The organism is Demetria terragena DSM 11295 (assembly GCF_000376825.1).
In the GTDB taxonomy this organism is placed as follows: Bacteria; Actinomycetota; Actinomycetes; order Actinomycetales; family Dermatophilaceae; genus Demetria; species Demetria terragena.
In genome coordinates this window covers 1,782,372-1,799,441 of the sequence record NZ_AQXW01000004.1, presented here as the reverse complement: position 1 = coordinate 1,799,441, position 17,070 = coordinate 1,782,372, and the positions used below count along the sequence as shown (strand labels likewise).

The 17,070-nt window shown below is 65.1% G+C and carries 12 protein-coding genes; 4 read left to right on the top strand and 8 right to left on the bottom strand.

Annotation, left to right across the window (positions count from 1 at the left end; translation table 11 throughout):
- Nucleotides 1-11 precede the first annotated feature (11 nt).
- The 3 genes from mmsA to F562_RS0112940 form a co-directional block, all read right to left on the bottom strand.
- Nucleotides 12-1,577 (bottom strand): multiple monosaccharide ABC transporter ATP-binding protein, encoded by a 1,566-nt coding sequence (gene mmsA, locus F562_RS0112950; protein WP_018157394.1) that lies wholly within the window; start codon nt 1,575-1,577, stop codon nt 12-14.
- A gap of 103 nt (nt 1,578-1,680) precedes the next feature.
- Nucleotides 1,681-2,847, bottom strand: coding sequence for an ROK family transcriptional regulator (locus tag F562_RS0112945; protein ID WP_245553649.1), 1,167 nt, complete (start codon nt 2,845-2,847; stop codon nt 1,681-1,683).
- A 114-nt stretch (nt 2,848-2,961) separates the two neighbouring features.
- On the bottom strand, nt 2,962-4,995 hold the full coding sequence (locus F562_RS0112940; protein WP_018157392.1) for a DUF2339 domain-containing protein: 2,034 nt from the start codon (nt 4,993-4,995) through the stop codon (nt 2,962-2,964).
- Nucleotides 4,996-5,050: 55 nt separating this feature from the next.
- Between F562_RS0112940 and F562_RS19140 the strand changes: the two genes are divergently transcribed.
- Entirely contained in the window at nt 5,051-6,331 is a 1,281-nt protein-coding gene (locus tag F562_RS19140) for a glycosyltransferase 87 family protein (protein ID WP_169333387.1), read from the top strand.
- Here F562_RS19140 and F562_RS0112930 read toward each other — a convergent pair.
- Entirely contained in the window at nt 6,282-8,393 is a 2,112-nt protein-coding gene (locus F562_RS0112930; protein ID WP_018157390.1) for a hypothetical protein, read from the bottom strand. The two genes, F562_RS19140 and F562_RS0112930, sit on opposite strands and share 50 nt — an antisense overlap.
- Before the next feature lie 84 nt (nt 8,394-8,477).
- Between F562_RS0112930 and F562_RS0112925 the strand changes: the two genes are divergently transcribed.
- The 3 genes from F562_RS0112925 (at nt 8,478) to F562_RS0112915 (ending at nt 10,406) form a co-directional block, all read left to right on the top strand.
- Nucleotides 8,478-8,966: a DUF4446 family protein gene (locus tag F562_RS0112925; RefSeq protein ID WP_245553648.1), complete on the top strand. Its 489-nt coding sequence runs from the start codon at nt 8,478-8,480 to the stop codon at nt 8,964-8,966.
- Complete coding sequence (gene pheA, locus F562_RS0112920; protein ID WP_018157388.1) at nt 8,963-9,892, top strand: prephenate dehydratase; 930 nt, start codon at nt 8,963-8,965, stop codon at nt 9,890-9,892. The genes F562_RS0112925 and pheA overlap by 4 nt, the downstream gene beginning before the upstream one ends.
- 73 nt (nt 9,893-9,965) lie before the next feature.
- Entirely contained in the window at nt 9,966-10,406 is a 441-nt protein-coding gene (locus tag F562_RS0112915; RefSeq protein WP_156822649.1) for a type IV toxin-antitoxin system AbiEi family antitoxin domain-containing protein, read from the top strand.
- Between the two features lie 203 nt (nt 10,407-10,609).
- Here F562_RS0112915 and F562_RS0112910 read toward each other — a convergent pair whose 3' ends face one another.
- From F562_RS0112910 to F562_RS0112895, 4 genes are read right to left on the bottom strand one after another with little or no spacing between them, the layout of a single operon-like run.
- Nucleotides 10,610-11,494 carry a carbohydrate ABC transporter permease gene (locus F562_RS0112910; protein ID WP_018157386.1) on the bottom strand — a complete coding sequence of 295 codons (885 nt, stop codon included), beginning with the start codon at nt 11,492-11,494 and terminating at the stop codon, nt 10,610-10,612.
- Nucleotides 11,491-12,402, bottom strand: a complete 912-nt coding sequence (locus F562_RS0112905) for a carbohydrate ABC transporter permease (protein WP_018157385.1) — start codon at nt 12,400-12,402, stop codon at nt 11,491-11,493. Before F562_RS0112905 ends, F562_RS0112910 begins: the two co-directional genes overlap by 4 nt.
- Nucleotides 12,402-13,754 carry an extracellular solute-binding protein gene (locus tag F562_RS0112900; RefSeq protein WP_425386858.1) on the bottom strand — a complete coding sequence of 451 codons (1,353 nt, stop codon included), beginning with the start codon at nt 13,752-13,754 and terminating at the stop codon, nt 12,402-12,404. Before F562_RS0112900 ends, F562_RS0112905 begins: the two co-directional genes overlap by 1 nt.
- A 10-nt stretch (nt 13,755-13,764) precedes the next feature.
- The gene (locus tag F562_RS0112895) at nt 13,765-16,944 is read right to left on the bottom strand and encodes an alpha-mannosidase (RefSeq protein ID WP_018157383.1); all 3,180 of its coding nucleotides are present in this window, start codon (nt 16,942-16,944) and stop codon (nt 13,765-13,767) included.
- Nucleotides 16,945-17,070: the final 126 nt, after the last annotated feature.

The following is a 17,070-nucleotide window of genomic DNA, read 5'->3' as shown; positions in this document are numbered from 1 at the left end:
TCGTGGCCGAGTCAGGCGGTTCGGGTGTGGGCGGACGGCTGGGTCATGAGGCGCATCAAGGACTCCTGGTCGGCTTGCCCACGAGCGAGCTCACCGGTGATGGAGCCCTCGAAGAGGGTGTAGATGCGATCGGAAAGACCCAAGAGTTCGGGTAGCTCGGAGGAGATGACGATGACGCCTTTCCCCTGGTCGGCCAGTTCGTTGATGAACCCGTAGATTTCAGCCTTGGCGCCCACGTCGATGCCGCGGGTGGGTTCATCCAAGATCAGGAGGTCTGGGTCGGTAAAGAGCCACTTGGCCAGGACGACCTTTTGCTGGTTGCCGCCGGACAGTTTGGACACGCCGACGTCAACGGACGGGGCCTTAGTACGCAACTTCTGCCGGTACCCCTCGGCGACGCGGTGCTCTTCGTGCGCGTTCACGACGCTGCGCCGGGAGATGGAGTCGAGGGCCGCGCTGACGGTGGTCCGCTTGATGTCGTCGAGCAGGTTGAGTCCGAGACTCTTGCGGTCTTCGGTGACGTAGCCCAAACCCTCGGCGATGGCGGCGGCGACGCTCGTGGGGGCGATCTCGCGGCCGTCTTTGATGATCGTGCCCGAGACATACCCGCCGTAGGAGCGACCGAAGATCGAGCGAGCGAGTTCGGTACGCCCCGCCCCCATCAGACCGGCAAAGCCCACGATCTCGCCCCGACGGACGGTGAATGAGGCGTTTTTGCACACCAGGCGATCGGCGGCGCGCGGGTGGCGAACGGTCCAGTCACGTACCTCAAAGAAGACCGGGCCAGCGGTTCCGCTGCGATCTGGGAAGCGGTGTCCGAGGGTGCGGCCGACCATGCCACGGATGATGCGGTCCTCATCAACCTGCCCGGCCCGCACATCGAGAGTCTCGATGGAGCGCCCGTCCCGCAGAATCGTGATGGAGTCGGCGACGGCTTCGATCTCGCCGAGCTTGTGACTAATCATGATTGAAGTGATGCCGCGCTCGCGCAGATCGCTGATCAAACCAAGCAGATGTGCGGAGTCGTTCTCATTCAGAGCGGCGGTGGGCTCATCCAAGATGAGGAGCTTGACGTCCTTATTGAGCGCCTTGGCGATCTCGACCAGTTGTTGCTTACCGACGCCGATCTCCTTGATGGCCGTGTCAGGGTCTTCACGAAGGCCCACCCAGTCCATGAGTTCCCGGGCCCGTTGCTTGGCTTGGCCCCAGTCAATGACGCCCCGTCGCGCGGGTTCGTTGCCGAGGAAGATGTTCTCGGTGATCGACAACTCGGGGATCAGCGCGAGTTCCTGGTGGATGATGACGATGCCCTCGGACTCGGAGTCCCGGATGGTCCGGAAGGCGGCGGGAGTTCCCCGGTAGAGGATTTCGCCGTCGTAGGAGCCGTGGGGGTAGACGCCGGACAGCACCTTCATCAGCGTCGACTTGCCGGCACCGTTCTCACCGCAGATGGCATGGACCTCGCCGACGGACACCGTCAGGTTGACCTCGGAGAGAGCCAAGACCCCGGGAAATCGCTTGGTGATGTCCCGCATCTGCAGGAGGTGTTGTCCGGGTCCGGGCGTCTCCGTGTGCATGGGTGCCCTCCGGTATCTGGCCGACTGCCGCCCAGGCTGGGCGATTGTGTCCGGCTTCACACTTCGTTTAATTAAGGCGCAGGTTCTAGTTGCTGTCAAGCAATTAAGACAAAGTCGCCGTACCCGACGACTTTTGGATGACGGCAGCAGCGGCGCCGAGGGCCTCCGCGCGGTCGCCGAGCTCGGAGACTACGACTGGTGTGGCGTCACCAATGGCGCGGAGTGCGTGCTTGACGAATCCGCGGTGAACCGGGCGGGTGAGCGCGTCTCCGACGGCCGCGAGAGGGCCGCCGATCACGACGACATGCGGATTGATGAAGTTCGCGAGGCTCGCGATGACCCGGCCGACGGCGAAGCCAGCGTCATCAAGAATGCGCAACGTCGCCGTATCGCCCTGGAGTGCCAGGCGCACGAGGTCGGCTGTGCCGAGTGGCTCGCTTCCGGTCCGCAGTGCATCGATCATCACCGAAGTCGAGGCATACGACTCAAGGCAGCCACGATTTCCGCATCGGCAGGTGGGCCCGCGCTCGTCAATGGTCGCGTGCCCGATCTCGCCGGCCAGCCCGCTCGCGCCGTAATGCTGTTGGCCACCGATGATCAAACCTGCGCCGACGCCCGTGCCCATCTTGACGAAAATCAGGTCCTCAACCTGCTGGTGATCACCCCATGTGACCTCGGCGCGCGCGCCAAGATTGGCGTCATTGTCAATGAGGACGGGCACGTGGAGGCGCCGCTCGAACTCGGACTGGATGTCGACGCCCACCCATTCGGGCAAGATTGAACCGTCCAACACGAGGCGGCTTCCCCGCTCGATCGGTCCGGGCAGCCCGATCCCGGCCCCCACGACCGCGCTCGCCTCAAGGCCTGCATCGCTCAGGACCTGGTGGTAGGTCTCCACGGCAGCGTTGGTGCCATCCTGAGCGCTGTGCCCCACGGGCAGATCCCGAGTTCGCTCACCCAGAAGCTCATAGCCAGGACTGGCCACGACTACGCGAACGTGGCGCCGGCCGATATCGATTCCGGCGACCGCGCTCTCCCGGTTGAGCAGGCGAACCGACACCGCTCGTCGACCCGAGGTGGTGGTGGGCGACGTCGCCACGAGTTCCTCGTGCGTGAGAGCGCGGACGATGTTGGAGATGGTTGCTCCGCTCAGCCCAGTCCGGCGCGCGAGAGCGGCCTGCGTGGACGGCCCGGAGCGCAGTGCGCTGAGCACCGTCTCGCGATTGCGGCGGCGGAGTGCGCTTTGAGAGCCAGGTGAGGCGGGGGTCACACGCAGAGCCTGACCCACAACGGTGTTGGCGTCAAGAATTGAACACAACGAGTGGATCCCCACGCGATCCGGGTCGGTGGTCAACACGACGTGATCACGTCGCCAGCTGACCCGTTAGACCGGGGCGTCTCGCTCGCGGCGGGCAACGACCGCGATGGCCACGAGCAACGGAATGGCGAACTGCGCGCCCGTCGCGGGGACGCCAACGCCGGAATCGTTGAGCAGGAACGCAATTGACCAGCAGGTCAGCAATCCGAGGCAGACCCAGCGCAGCACCGGCATCTCTTCCCACAGCCACGCGACGGGACGACCGAAGCGACCAGCCGGTTGCAGGACTACGAGCCAGCCGATGACCATCAGGATCGGGACGAGCGGTGCCACGGGAGACGAGAAGAGCAGCGCGAGGTTGGCTCCCAGCTTGCCCAGGATCACTCCGAAGGCGTCGCCGTCGATGATCTGCTGAACGAACCGCCCCAGGTGGGTACGCGAACCGGGGTCTCGGCGCCAGTCGACCAGCGCGGCGATCGCGACGACGACGAGTGCTCCAGCAGCGATGAGAAGCACTCGCTTGACCGAGAGTTTCAAGCCGAGAATCAGCACCACCGCGACGCCGGTGCCGACGAGCAGCGCGGGTGGGCCGCCGAAGTCGGCGCCCCAAGTTGGCCAGGCGTCAATGACCGCAGCCGCAAACCCCACCACGGCCACGGAGGCCCCGGCGAGGCGTACGTCGGTGTCGTCGGCATCGTCCCACCACACGAGTCGTGCGGCGATGAAGCCGCCGAGGAGGAGGGCAGCGGTGGCGAAGAACCCAAAGCCTGCATTGCCCATGCCGAAGAAGCGGCCGCCCTCGAGTGGTTGCAAGCCCTGTGGCGCGATGAACTGCAGTCGAGAGCCGTTGATGACGTCGATCCCCAGCACTGCCAGCGTGATTGCCGCGACGATCAGAGGCGGACCTGCCGACCACTCCCGCCAAGGCCCGGCATACGCGACCGACATGATGAGCGAAACGGCGACCACAAATGCGGCCAGGAAGAAGAGAGTTGTCGGCCCGCCCCGCCACCACGGGACCAAACCGACCAGCCAGGACGCGGCTGGGAAACAGGCCAACGTCACGCTCACCGGGGCCAGCCATGCGGGCGCGGATCCGCTTTTCTTCCAACGCCATACACCGATTCCCAAGGCGAGCGCGGTGAGGATGCCGGCGCCGATCTGGAAGGGCATTGACGCTGCCTGCGAGCGGATCAGCATGATGTCCGTACGCCGCCGCTCCTGGGCGACGGCCGCGTCCGGGCCGTCGGTGGGCCGGACCGTGAACACCGAGCCGACCAATTCAGCCGGTGGGTTCTTGACGCGGTCGAGGACGTGGGCGGAGATGTCAGGGGCGCTGACGAAGCCAGGCTGGCGGGTCGACTCTGAGGTCAGCGTGCCACGCTTGATGGTCGCTCCGACGGCGAAGAGTGCCCGCGGTTTGGTCGTGCTGTCTTTGCCATCTGAGATGCCCGCGATGATCACAGTCGGCGCCGTCTTGATGTTGGAGAAGATGGGCTGCAGCGCCTTTTCGAGGTTTTTCGGCGCTGCGCCGGTGGATGTGCCGACGTCGACGAACGTCACCGGACACGCCTGCATTGCTTCGGCGGACGGCGCGGCGAAATAGCGGGCCACCTTGCCCTGCTCGTCCGCAGCGGCCAGCGCGGCACCGACCCCGACGGCCGTGGTGCACTGCTTGTTCTTGCGCAGCGTCGATGCCAAGAGACCCGGCGTGGCGTCGCCCTTTTGATCCTGCAGCTTTGACCAGCCGGGGACGGTGACGTTTTTGCCGCTGGTGAGGGTGCCGGGGAGTTTGCAGTGCGCGTCCGCCGCGCGGCCCGCGCCGAGCGAGAGCCATCCGTCGGCCGTACACGTCGGGGAGGATGTTGCCCGCGGGGTCATGGACGCGGTGCCGGAGGCCTGGAGCAACGCCCACAGACCGGGTTGTGAGGACTTGCTGATGTCCGACCACTCCAAGCCGGGAACTCCGACCACCACCGTCGGCCCAGACTGCGGCATCGCGTGCCGCGTCTGCTCCGGGGTGATCTGGCTGACGGCCATGCTCAACGCAGCGAACGCGAGCACAGAACCCACCACGACGTAGACCCACCTGCGCACCATGCGGGTCACCTTAGGTGCCGCGACTGTGCGATGCCCCAGCCGCCACAATGGTGGCGTGACATCGTCGAGCCGCGCAGCCCCTCGTACCTGGGCGGTCCCGATCCTCATTGTTCTGGTCGGGACTGTGCCCCTGGCATACGCATTCCTTCTCTCGCCCGACTCCGGTCACTGGATGGTCGATCTGCGCGTCTATCGCGAAGCGGGCATTTCGCTCCTTGACGGGCGCGCGGTCTATGACCACGTGACCCCGCCGCCGCAGGAACTGCCCTTTACCTACCCGCCCTTTGCGGCGCTCCTCGCCATACCGCTCGCCTGGGTGCCCTTCACCGTGTTGGGCTGGATCTGGTTCTATGCCCAGCTCGTCGCGATCGTGGTGACCGTGCGTATCGCTGCCGCACCGCTGCTGGCCAGGGTCGAGCGTCACGGTGTGGTGTGGGGATTGCTCGCGTTAGCGATCACCTACACGCTGCCCGTCACCGACGGTCTGCGCTTCGGCCAGGTCAATGCTTTCCTCGTCCTCGCGGTGCTCATCGATGTGGCTCGCCCAGACCTGGTGCGGCGGATCCGGCTGCCCGGTGGCTTCCCCCTGCACGGTGTTCTGGTCGGGCTCGCTACCGCCATCAAGCTGACGCCCGGCGTCTTCATCATCTACTTCTTGGTCACCCGGCAGTGGCGTGCAGCCGCAACGTCAATCGTCACCGTCGCGGTCTCCATCGTGGGCGTGCTGCTCATCGCGCCTCGACTGTCGCTCGACTTCTGGACGGACGCGCTCTTCGCCTCAGATCGCTTGGGGCACAACGACGGAACAGCCAATCAGTCGATCCGAGCGGTCATCCTGCGAGTCGGCCCGGAGGGGACTCTCGGCACGCTGCTGTTGCTCGGGTTGATCGCAGTCGTCGTCATCATTGGGTATGCCGCCGCCAAGCGTGCGTATGACCACCACGAACTGCTCCTGGCCTTCACTCTGGTCGCCATGGTGGGCGTGCTTGTCTCCCCGGTGTCGTGGTCGCACCACTTCCATTGGCTGCTTCCCGGAGTGTGTTGGCTGGTCGCGCGGGGATTCGTGACCCGCGATCGTCGCGTCATCGCGGCAGGCGCAGCGGTGTGGCTGATCCTGACGCTCCACATCACGTGGTGGGCTCATTGGCGGCTCATGGGCAATGGCCATGCGGTGTTCGACCGGCATCTCGCCACCGGGAACCCGCTGTGGGCGGTGCCGCACAATGCCCTCGCCCTGGTCGGACTGCTGACCTTGTTCGGTTTGGCGCGCATGGCATGGACTACGCCTAAGGTCGAGGACCGCCAGCGCTCGGCTCCAACACCGAGCCGGCGGTAACGGGCGCGTCGCGGGGTGCGTACCGTCCCTTGCTGGCCGCGATCAGAATCACCAACGGCAACATGACGATCATCCCCGACGGGGGGATGGCCGTTCCGGAGTCGTTGGCGCCGAAACCGATCAGCCAACAGATCGTGACCGCCGCCAGGCCGTGACCCAAGAAGCGAACTCGGGACGTCAGCCTCCGCAATGGGCGGCCGAGGCGGGATTCTGGTCGCATCAAGGCGTACATCGTCAGCGCGAGCATCACGGGAACCAGCAAGTTGATCCACTGGGAGGTCAGCATCTTCAGATTGAGCTGGATGTTGCGTTCTAGCGCTGACGTACTGCCTGACTCAACGAATCCGGCGACAAAGTTGCCGATGTGGGTTCGATAGGCAGGGGGTCGCAGGTAGTCGAGATAGGCCAACCCGCCAACGACGACGAACGCGCCGCCACCGACGGCCAGGATTCGCTGCCAGGTCACCCGCAGGCCACCGGCGTTGAGCGCGAGATACCCGAAGGCGGGCAGTAGCGCGAGGGGTCCGCCAGCGTCAGCGCCCCAACTCGGGTGCCCGTCGATGATCAACGTGCAGCAACCCATGACGACTACCGTTGCGGCCGCCAACCTGGGCTGCCCGCGCTGGATCCACCGTCCCGCGAGTAGCGCCGTCACCAGGAGAGCGCAGCTGGCATAGAGGGCGTATGCGACGTTGCCCATCCCGAAGTAGCGGCCGCCGTAGACCGGCTGCAGGCCCATCAACGAAATGAGCTGAAGGCGCGAACTGTGCGTGACGTCGAGGGCGATGACCACGGCCGTCGTGGTTGCGATCAGCACAGCGGGCCCGGCGATCCATCGCCGCCAGGGGCCAGTGAGAGCGATGGCGGCGATGGCCACGGCGGTCAGGAGCACCCCCCCGATCAGTGCGACTCCGGGCCGGCTTGCCTGCCACCAGGGCGCCAGTCCGATGAGGAATGTCGAGACGGGCACCGATGCCGCCCACGCTCCGAACGCGGCGAAGAACCGACGGCCTTGGCGTGGCGAGCGGCGCAGAAGGACCAAGCCGCCGACGATCGCGAGGAGTGCGAGCGTCGTGTAGGTATAGAAGAACGGCGGGACGAGTCGGTGCTCGTCACGCAGGGCGACGCTGATGCCGCGAACGTGCTTGACGGCGCTGACCATGTCGGTCTCGGGCTGAACGACGGGTTCGCGGGCTTCGTAGGGTGCGCGCTTGGGTGGAGCCGCCGCACCCTGCATGAGCAGGGCGGTGAGGTCGGTGCCTTGCAGCAGGCCGGGCTGGCGGGTCTTGGTCGAACGCAGCAGGCCTTCCTCGACGTCCGGCCCGGAGATGATGACCGTACGCAGTCGCTCGCGGGTGGCGTCGTCGGCGTGCCCCGACACCACAAGGGTGGCGTCGTCCGGGAGTTTGTCGAGCAGAGTGCCGAGCGCGGAGTCCTGGGTGCTGCCCAGGTTGACCAGCGTGATCGGGCAAGCGTCGAAGTCGGCGTCCTTGACGTTCGGGTAGAACGGGTCGATCTCGCCGTCACGGTCGGCGGCGCCGTACGCCGCCATCCCGCCAACGCCCGCGACACAACGCCCCTTCTTCTCTTGGGAAGCGGCCAATAACCCGATGCGGGCCTTGAAGCCTTTGTCTTCGACGTTCTCGGCCCAGCCTTGCCAGCCGCTCAGCCACGCCCGGTTGGTGTCGTAAACAATCGGAGCGGCGGTCTTACCGCAGGAACCGACGGGCTCGCCTGGCGGTGTCTCGGGAGGGGATTTGCCGATCGAGGTGCGGGTTCCGGCCGACACGCTGGTCCACGCATTATCGGAACAACTGTGGCCAGAGGTCGTACGGGTCACCAGGTTTCCAACGGCGCCGTTCTGGCTGAGCTTCCACAGATGAGGAGTGCGCTTGGCCGACACGTCGTCCCAGGTGAGGGTGGGCATGGTGATCATGACGATCGGCCCAGCGGGCTTGATGGCCTGGTGCGGGGGGCGGGCCAGGATCCAGGACAGGCCGAGGCTGGCCACAAAGAAAGTCGCCGCTGCCAGTGCGGTCAGGACGATCCAGCGGCGGGTCACCGGGCAAGCCTAAGTCGTGGCGCATGTATGAAACCTGAACAACCCGAGATGGTGGCGGTCGAGCCCGTGACTACGCTCAATCGGGTGGACTCAAGCACCCTCGCTCTGGTGGCGGGTGTCGTGGCGGTGGTGGCACTGCTGGTGGCACTCGTCGCGGTGCTGCGTGCCGGGGCCATCCATCGGCAACTCCTTGCGCTGGGTGCCGATGGGGACCACGACGTGGTGAGTTTGCTGGCACGAGAGCACGATCGGGTTTCGCGCCTTGGCAGTGACCTCACGGCACTGAGCACGCGGATCGACTCATTAGACGGTCAGGCGGCTGCCGGGCTGCGCCATGTGGCGGTGGTTCGCTATGACGCGTTCGGCGATATGGGCGGCCGGTTGAGTTTTTCGGCGGCACTGGTTGACGACACCGGCGATGGGTTGGTGCTGTCCTCGATCCACGCGCGCGGCGAGTCACGCACCTACGCCAAGGGCGTGGTCGGTGGCGTCAGCGAGATCACCCTTTCCCCCGAAGAGCGGCAGGCACTCACCGCCGCTCGCGATAGTTCGAAGGACCGGACGCACGAATGACCCGACACGGATACTTCGGCCCACGTGGCACCTTCACCCAGATGGCGTTGCGTGACTGGCTAGCCGACGACGATGCGGCTTTTGCCGAGGCGGTGCCATTTGCGACCGTTCCGGCGGCCCTCGATGGGGTGCGGACGGGAGAGGTCGACGTCGTGATGGTGCCGATCGAGAACTCGGTGGAGGGTGGTGTTTCGGCCACGCTTGACGCACTCAACAGCGGTGACCCCTTGTCGATCCAGGGCGAGGTGCTGGTGCCGATCAAGTTTGTGTTGGCCGCGCGGGCTGGGACCCAGCGTGCGGACATCAACGGCGTCGGTTCGCACTCGCACGCCTGGCCGCAGGTCCGCGCGTGGATGGCCAAGGAGTTGCCGCGGGCGGCGTACGTGCCCGCGCTCTCGACGGCGGCGGCCGCGGAGGCACTGGCTTCGGGTGAGGCGCAGCCGTTTGAGGCCGCGGTATGCGCGCCGCTTGCCGCGGACGTTTTCGACCTCGAGGTGCTGGCGCACGACATCGGCGACAACGCTTCTGCTGTCACGCGATTCGTGCTCGTGGGGCGACGCGGCCTCGTGCCGGCCCGGACCGGTGCCGACAAGACCAGCGTCGTGCTCTTCCAGCACGACGACCACGCCGGCGGCCTGCTCCAGCTGCTGGAGCAGTTCGCGGCGCGAGGGATCAACCTGACCCTCCTAGAGTCTCGCCCGACGGGCGCGGCGATGGGGTCCTACTGTTTTTCGGTCGACTTTGAAGGGCATCTTGACGACGAGCGCGTCGCTGAGGCCTTGCTCGGGCTGCGACGGGTGAGTGCGGACATCCGCTTCTTGGGGTCCTATCCCAGGGCTGACGGCCAGGCGTCTGACGTCGTACGCACCGCCGCCGATGAGTCGTACGCCAGCGCACGAGAGTGGTTGCGTGGTCTGCGCGGCTGACAGTTCGAGGAGTAATCCACAGGCGTAGCAGCGCCCCTCGCGCCGAGGGCGCACCGGCGGCAGGCTCATCAGCATGCCATCGCCGCCGAGGTCGTTATCCGAGCAATTGCATCTGCGGGCGCTCAGCCAGGGGGGAGTGTTTAGTCGCTCGGAGGCGATCGACTGCGGACACGCGGACAGGGACCTTCCGATGTGGGTACGCGCCGGGCTAGTGGTCAAGGCCGCGCGGGGTGCGTACTACCTATCGCCTGAGCGCGAGCCAGGTTGGGAACGTCAGTCACCGGTCGAACAGCAGGTCGAGCATGAGCGACTTCGAATCCGGGCGGTGTTGCACGTGCTCCCGGCCGCGTTCGTGGCAAGTCACGGCTCGGCGTTGTGCCTGCACGATCTGCCCCGGCTGCAGGCTCCGGATCCTGTCGCGACGGTCCATGTGATGTCGGTGGGGCCGCAGGTCACGGCGCCTCGGCGGCCGGGAGTGAAGGTGCATGCGCCGGTGGTCTGGTGGACGCAGTGATCCCCGCGGATGCGGCGCTGGCGCGTGGGGTGGTCGACCTGGCCGCGCTTGCGGATGGGGTGAACCGGGCAGCTGGACGGGCGGGTTCGGGTGGGCCGCGGCCATCTCCCGCGCGAGTTGGTGAAGCACTGGTGGGTTGTTACGCGGCAGGTGCGTTACTTCGCACCAGTCGGGCAACAACCCACCAGTGGGCCGTGGATGTCCTACCCCTTGAGCCCGCCCTGTGCCACGAAGCCGTCGCGCAGGCGTCGGCCGAGCACGAGGTAGAGCAGCACGACCGGCAAGGTGTAGAGCACTGAGAACGCTGCGAGCTGGCCATACTGCACCTGTCCGTATTGCGAGGAAAAGGTGTAGAGGCTCACCGAGGCGGGCAGCTTCTCCGGCGACAGCAGCAGCATGAACGGCACGAAGAAGTCGCCCCACATCTTGGCGAAGGTCAGCATGGTCACGACGGCGGTTCCTGGCCGCATCAGCGGAAGCACGATGGCCCACAGTGCGCGAAGTGTTCCGGCTCCCTCGGTCCAGGCGCTCTCTTCGAGCTCCTTGGGTACGCCGTCCATGAAGCCCTTCATCAGGAAGATCGCATAGGGAAGAGATGATGCCGACAGAAACAACACCGCTCCCAGCATTGAGTCGATGAGGTTGACCCGAACGAACAGCGCGTAGACCGGGATCATGAGGGCGGTGATAGGCAAACCGGTCGCGAAGATGATCGTCAGCAGGAACGGTCGCTTGGCGCGAGAGCTGAAGCGGCTCAGCGGGTAGGCCGCCAACGCTGCACAGATCATGGTGATGATCGTGCCGCCGCCACACAGCAGCAACGAGTTCCAGATCGGCCGATAGGTCGTCTCGGTATTGAGTACACCGCGGTAGTTGTCCAGACCGGCCTCGGCTGGCCACTCAACGGACAGGGAAGCCTGCGGGTTCAGCGAGGCAAGGATGACCCAGAGCAGCGGGACCGAGAACGCTGCCGCGATGCCGATGAGAAGTAACGACGAGCCCAGCGTGGTCGTACGTTCCACCCGGCTCGCGCGGCTGCGCTTTGGCACCGTTGACGTTGCCGTGGAGGTCATGGCGTCGGTGGTCATTCTTTGTCCTCCTTCGGCAGCACGCGCAGGTAGGCCAAGGCGGCGATGCCTCCGATCCCGAGCAATAGCAGGGCGATTGCCGTGCCGTAGCCAAGTTGGCCATAACTGAATGCCTGCTCGTACATGTAGAGCGGCAGGGTCTGACTCTGTGCGCTGGGTCCTCCGCCGGTCATCACATAGATGAGTCCGAAGACTGAGAGAGTCTGTAGCGTGATCAGCATGAGCGCGGTCATCATGGCGCGTCGCAGCAGTGGCAGCGTGATTGACCAAAAGCGACGTATTGGCCCAGCGCCGTCGATTTGGGCGCTCTCCTCCAGCTCGGGGGAGATTTGTGCGAGCGCCGCCGAGAAGGTCAGCATCGCGAAGGCAGTGCCGCGCCAGATATTCGCAAATGACACCGCAATAATCGGTGCGCTGATGAGCCAGTCCTGACTTGGCAGGTGCAGGAGGTCAAGGATGTTGTTGAGCGAGCCGTCCTCGGACAGGAAGGTGTACCAGAGGTATCCGGCCACCACCTCCGGCACGATCCACGCGCCGACGACGACGGCACCGGTGATCGCTTGCACCCACGAGGGTGCCCGACGCAGGAGTAGCGCGAGCGCCATACCAAGCACGGTCTGACCAATGACGCCTGAGACGAGCGTGAAAATGATCGTCAGCGTGAAGGAATTCCAGAACGCGCTGGTGTCGAAGGCTTGCGTGAAGTTATCGAGCCCCACGAAGCTGGTTTCGCTGGCCCCTTCGCCGCGCAGCGCCCGGTTGGTGAACGCGAGGTAGACGCTGTAAAGCACTGGGCCAGCAAGGAACAGCAGCAGAATGACCAGCGTGGGCAGCATGGGCATGCCGCGGGACCACCGGATGTGCGGTCGCGGTTTTGCGGACTGCGCAGAGGTCGTGGCGGTCGCCATCATGCCTCCTTCGTGGTGTGGTCGCGTCCGACGATCTCGATGACAGCGTTGTCATAGGCCCGGGCCGCCTGAGCGGGGCTACGGGAGCCGGTCATGACCTGCTCGCACGCGACCTGGATGGCCGTCGAGATCTGTGGGTAGGGCGCTAGTGCCGGGCGGTAGGTCGCGTCCTTGACCAGGTTGGTGAAGAAGGGCAAGAACGTTGAGGAGTTCTTGTATGCCGGCAACTCGGCGATGTCGGTCCGGGTTGTCACGTTGCGGTCGTTAATGGTGACCTCGGACAGGTTCTTGAGTGAGCAGAGATGACGGACGAACTCGAACGCGAGATCGTGCTGTTGGGCCTTGGCGGGAAAGGCCCAACTGTGCCCACCGGCGAGCGTGGTGATGCCTGCGCCCTGGCCGCGCTGAGTGGGCATCGTCGCGAGTTTGACCACCTCTGTCGCCTTCGGCCACTTGCCCGGACCGTCGTCCAACCAGGCCCGGCTGATCCAACTACCGTCAATCATCATGGCCATTTCACCCTTGGGGAACCACCCGTTCTGAGCGGTCTCGGCAAGGTTGGGATCGAGCGCGCTCGACAAGGGTGGACCAAGTTTTTCGGAGTACACCGTGCGGATGAACTGCAGGCTGTCACGGAAACCCTGGCTCCCGATGACCCACTTCTTCTGGTCTTCGTCATAGAGCGTGGAATCCGTTCCATACAGCAGCATTTCGAAGCCCTGCATGGAGGTCTTCTCGCCCGAAGCCTTGCTCGCATAGATGTTGAGTGGGATGACGCCGGGGAGCTCACGTTTGATGGTGCGGGCAGCCTCGAGCAGGTCGTCCCAGGTCTTTGGCTGCCACGGTGCTTTGATGCCAGCCTTCTCGAGAACCTCTGAGTGGTACCAGATTCCGCGAGTATCGGTGGCGATCGGAACGCCGTAGGTCTTGCCGTCCTCTGCTTTGACCGCCTCTCGGGTCACAGCGTGGTAGCGCTTCCACTCCGGCCACTTTGAGATGTACTCGTCGATGGGCCGCAAATAGCCTGCAGCCACGTCGGATTCGAGGATGAACGTGTCCTCATATACGAGGTCACAGGCCGTGCGAGACGAACTCATCATGAGCTCGTTCTTGGTGAAGTAGTCATTCTCGGCCGCTACCAGCGGAACCAACTCGACGGCGGTGCCGGGACGGTTCTTACTGAAGTCCGCTGCCGCCTGCTTGATGTACGCCTCCATCACCCGCCCGGATCCGAACTGTTGGTAGCTGATCCGGAGGGTGTTGGCGTGATCGGAGCCGCACGCCGTCAGAGGCGCGACGGCGACGGCGCCTCCGACGAAGCGGAGGACCGACCGCCTGCTCACGTCTGGCATCGTCATCACCTCACCGACGGAATCGAAGGGTCACGATCTGGAATGGCCGTAGGGAGAGCGCATCCTCGTGTAGGGACTTGCGCTTCACCTCACGCTCAAGAAGATCGGTCTCAACCACCGAGTGATGATTGAACGAGGTGCTGACGGTGGCGGTCGCGCGCTGGCCGTACGCCTCGTATGCCCGGACGATCACGTCACTAGAGCCATCGCTCGCGAGTTTGACGGCTTCGACGACGACGCCAGGGTTATCCAACGTCACCAGAGGCTTGGGTGCCTCGGCTCCGGTGACCTCACGCAGCGGAACATTGAGCCGGTACCCCTCGGCCACGGCATCTGCGATGGCTGCGCCGGGGGTAAGACGCACGGTGAAGGAGTGCTTGCCGGTATCGGCGTCGGGGTCAGGGAACTGTGGCGCGCGAAGCAAAGACAAGCGCACCTGGGTGGCCGGCCCGGCTTCGGTCGAAATGCGTTGAATGTCATGGCCATACGTCGAGTCATTGGACACCGACACGCCATAGTCGGGCTCGCTGACATGCACCCACCGGTGCGCGCAGGTTTCGAACCGGGCCATGTCCCAGGAGGTGTTCTGGTGGATGGGGCGGTGTACGTGGCCGAACTGGATCTCCGACGTTGCCCGCTCGGTGTGCAGGTCGATCGGGAACGCGAGTTTGAGCAGCCGCTGCCGCTCCTGCCAGTCCACCTCGATGGACATGTCGATCGCGGTGCCGTCCGGACTGAGCGAGATACGTTGCCGAACAGTCGAATTGCCAACTGTCTGGGCAATCACCACTGCCTCTCCCCCCTGGTCGAGCCCAACCCCACGTTGGTCGAGTAGGCCGGAGCTTGCGGAGGCCGTATCGAGACCATCCCCACGTTGGTCGAGTAGGCCGGAGCTTGCGGAGGCCGTATCGAGACCATTTCGCTGGTAGTGCTCGTTGACGTCCCAGGCGTCCCATTCGTTTGGGATGTCCTCGAAGAGTTCCAGTCGTGCTGCGGTACAGCCGGCAGGGACAACCTCCCGATCATGCCGCAGGTCCCTAATCGAGGCGATCTCGCCATTGGCGTCGATCGTCACGCGGAGGTGCTCGCTGGCCAGGACGGCCCCGCCGTCTTGCTCCGAGACGGTACGTGTGGCTCGCGCATGCGCCGCGACTGTGCCACCTAGCGCCGGGACCCCCTCCTGCTCATGCGGGCCGGCGTTCACGCAGATCGTGGAATCACCTTGCCCCACAACAGCATCCAGCGACTGGGCGATGATCGATTCAAGGCTCTTCTCGATCTCGGCATAGTCGCGCTCAGCGTCCTCGTAGACCCAACTGATGGACGAACCCGGCAGGATGTCGTGGAACTGGTTGAGCAGCACGACGCGCCAGATGCGTTGCAGTTCTTCGGCGGGGTAGTCGATACCGGTGCGTACGGTCGCGGTGGCTGCCCACAACTCAGCTTCACGCAGCAGATGTTCGCTGCGTCGGTTGCCCTTCTTGGTGTTGGCCTGGGAGGTGTATACGCCGCGGTGGTATTCAAGATAAAGCTCGCCCGACCAGATCGGGGGCTTGGTGTAGTCGGCCTCGGCGCGCTCGAAGAACGTTTGGGCACTGCCGATTTCGACGCGTGGAGCGCCTTCGAGGTCACGTTGGCGTGCGGCGTCCCCGAGCATCTCGCGGGTGGGGCCACCGCCGCCATCGCCCCAGCCGAAGGGCACGAGCGAGATGTTGGTCGCGCCCTTCTCACGGAACTGTCGCTCGGCGCGAAGCATCTCCTTCGCAGACAGGTCCGAGTTGTAAGTGTCGACCGGCGGGAAGTGAGTGAAGACCTGGGTCCCGTCGATGCCCTCCCACTGGAAGGTGTGGTGCGGCATGGTGTTGGTGTCGTTCCAAGAGATTTTCTGGGTGAGGAAGTAGCGCGACCCGCTGGCCTCCACGAGCTGCGGCATCGCCGCGGTGTAGCCGAAGGAGTCCGGCAGCCATACCTCTTGGGTGTCGATACCGAACTGGTCGAGGAAGAACTGCTTTCCCTCAATCAACTGGCGCGCCAGTGCTTCCCCGCCGGGAAGGTTGGTGTCGGATTCCACCCACATGCCGCCGACCGGCACGAACTGTCCGGCGGCAACCTTCTCCTTGAGTCGCTCGAACAGGGCGGGGTAGTGCAGCCGGATCCATTCGAACTGCTGCGCCGAGGAGCATGAAAAGACCAGGTCCGGGTCGTCGTCCATCAGATCGATGACGTTGGAGAACGTGCGTGCACACTTGCGTACGGTCTCGCGGGTGGGCCAGAGCCAGGCGGAGTCGATGTGGGCGTGGCCGGTGGCCAGAACCTGGTGGGCGCTGGCGACGGCGGGGGCCGCAAGCACCCCTTGGAGTGCCTCGCGCCCGGCGGACGCGGTGGAGGCGAGGTCGCGCGGGTCGACCGCGTCGAGCATCTGGTCGAGCGCCGCCTCGATCTGGTGAACCCTCGGCGAGTCCTGCGGCAACTCCTCCATGTATCCGGCCAGCACCTCGATGTCGCGCGTCAACTCCCACACCGCGACGTCCAGGACTGCGAGATCCAGGCTGCGGAACTCATACAGCTCGGCGTCTCCGGCAGTCGACTTGGACCCGAGCGGGGTGGGGATGAACCAACCGTTCTCCGAGATGAACGGGTTGGCTGCTGCCTCGACGAAGAAGTCAATCTGCTTGCCGTCTGGGCTGATTCCGTCGAGTGGTACCCAGAGATTCAGTGGCTCGATGCCTTTGATGATGGTTCCGTCGGCGGTATAGGCGGTGCCCTCGGCTTGGAAGCCCGGCCCGGCAGAGTTGAAGCCGATATCGACCACGGCCTCGATTCGCCCATCGCCGGTCGAGCGCCCATCGCCGGTTGAGCCTGTCGAGACCACGCCGGTCGAGCCTGTCGAGACCACGCCGGTCGAGCTTGTTACGCCGGTCGACCTTGTCGAGACCCACTCATCCGGCACCTCACCGGTGACCCGGAACCAGCTCGTCCCCCACGGCTTGCCCCACCGCGAGGCAGGCCCGGCGCCCGCCTCGAACGGCTCGAATATCTGACCGGCCGCCTCGTCGAACGGCACCGGCTCCCCGGGCGCATCCCAGCGCCGCAGCGTGAGCGGCGTGCGGTCGCGGTAGAGCGCGGCGGGTAGGTACTCCTGCCGGAAACGCTTCAGTCGACCACGGACAAGGGCGCGGGAGTCATGCATCAAGATCCTTCGAGGTAGTTCTTGCCAGTGACGTCGACAAGCCTGGCAAAGATTCACCCTCGTGATGTCTATTCGCCCGAAGGACTTTTCAAATGTCCACCATGCGACCCGGCCGAGGTGACATGA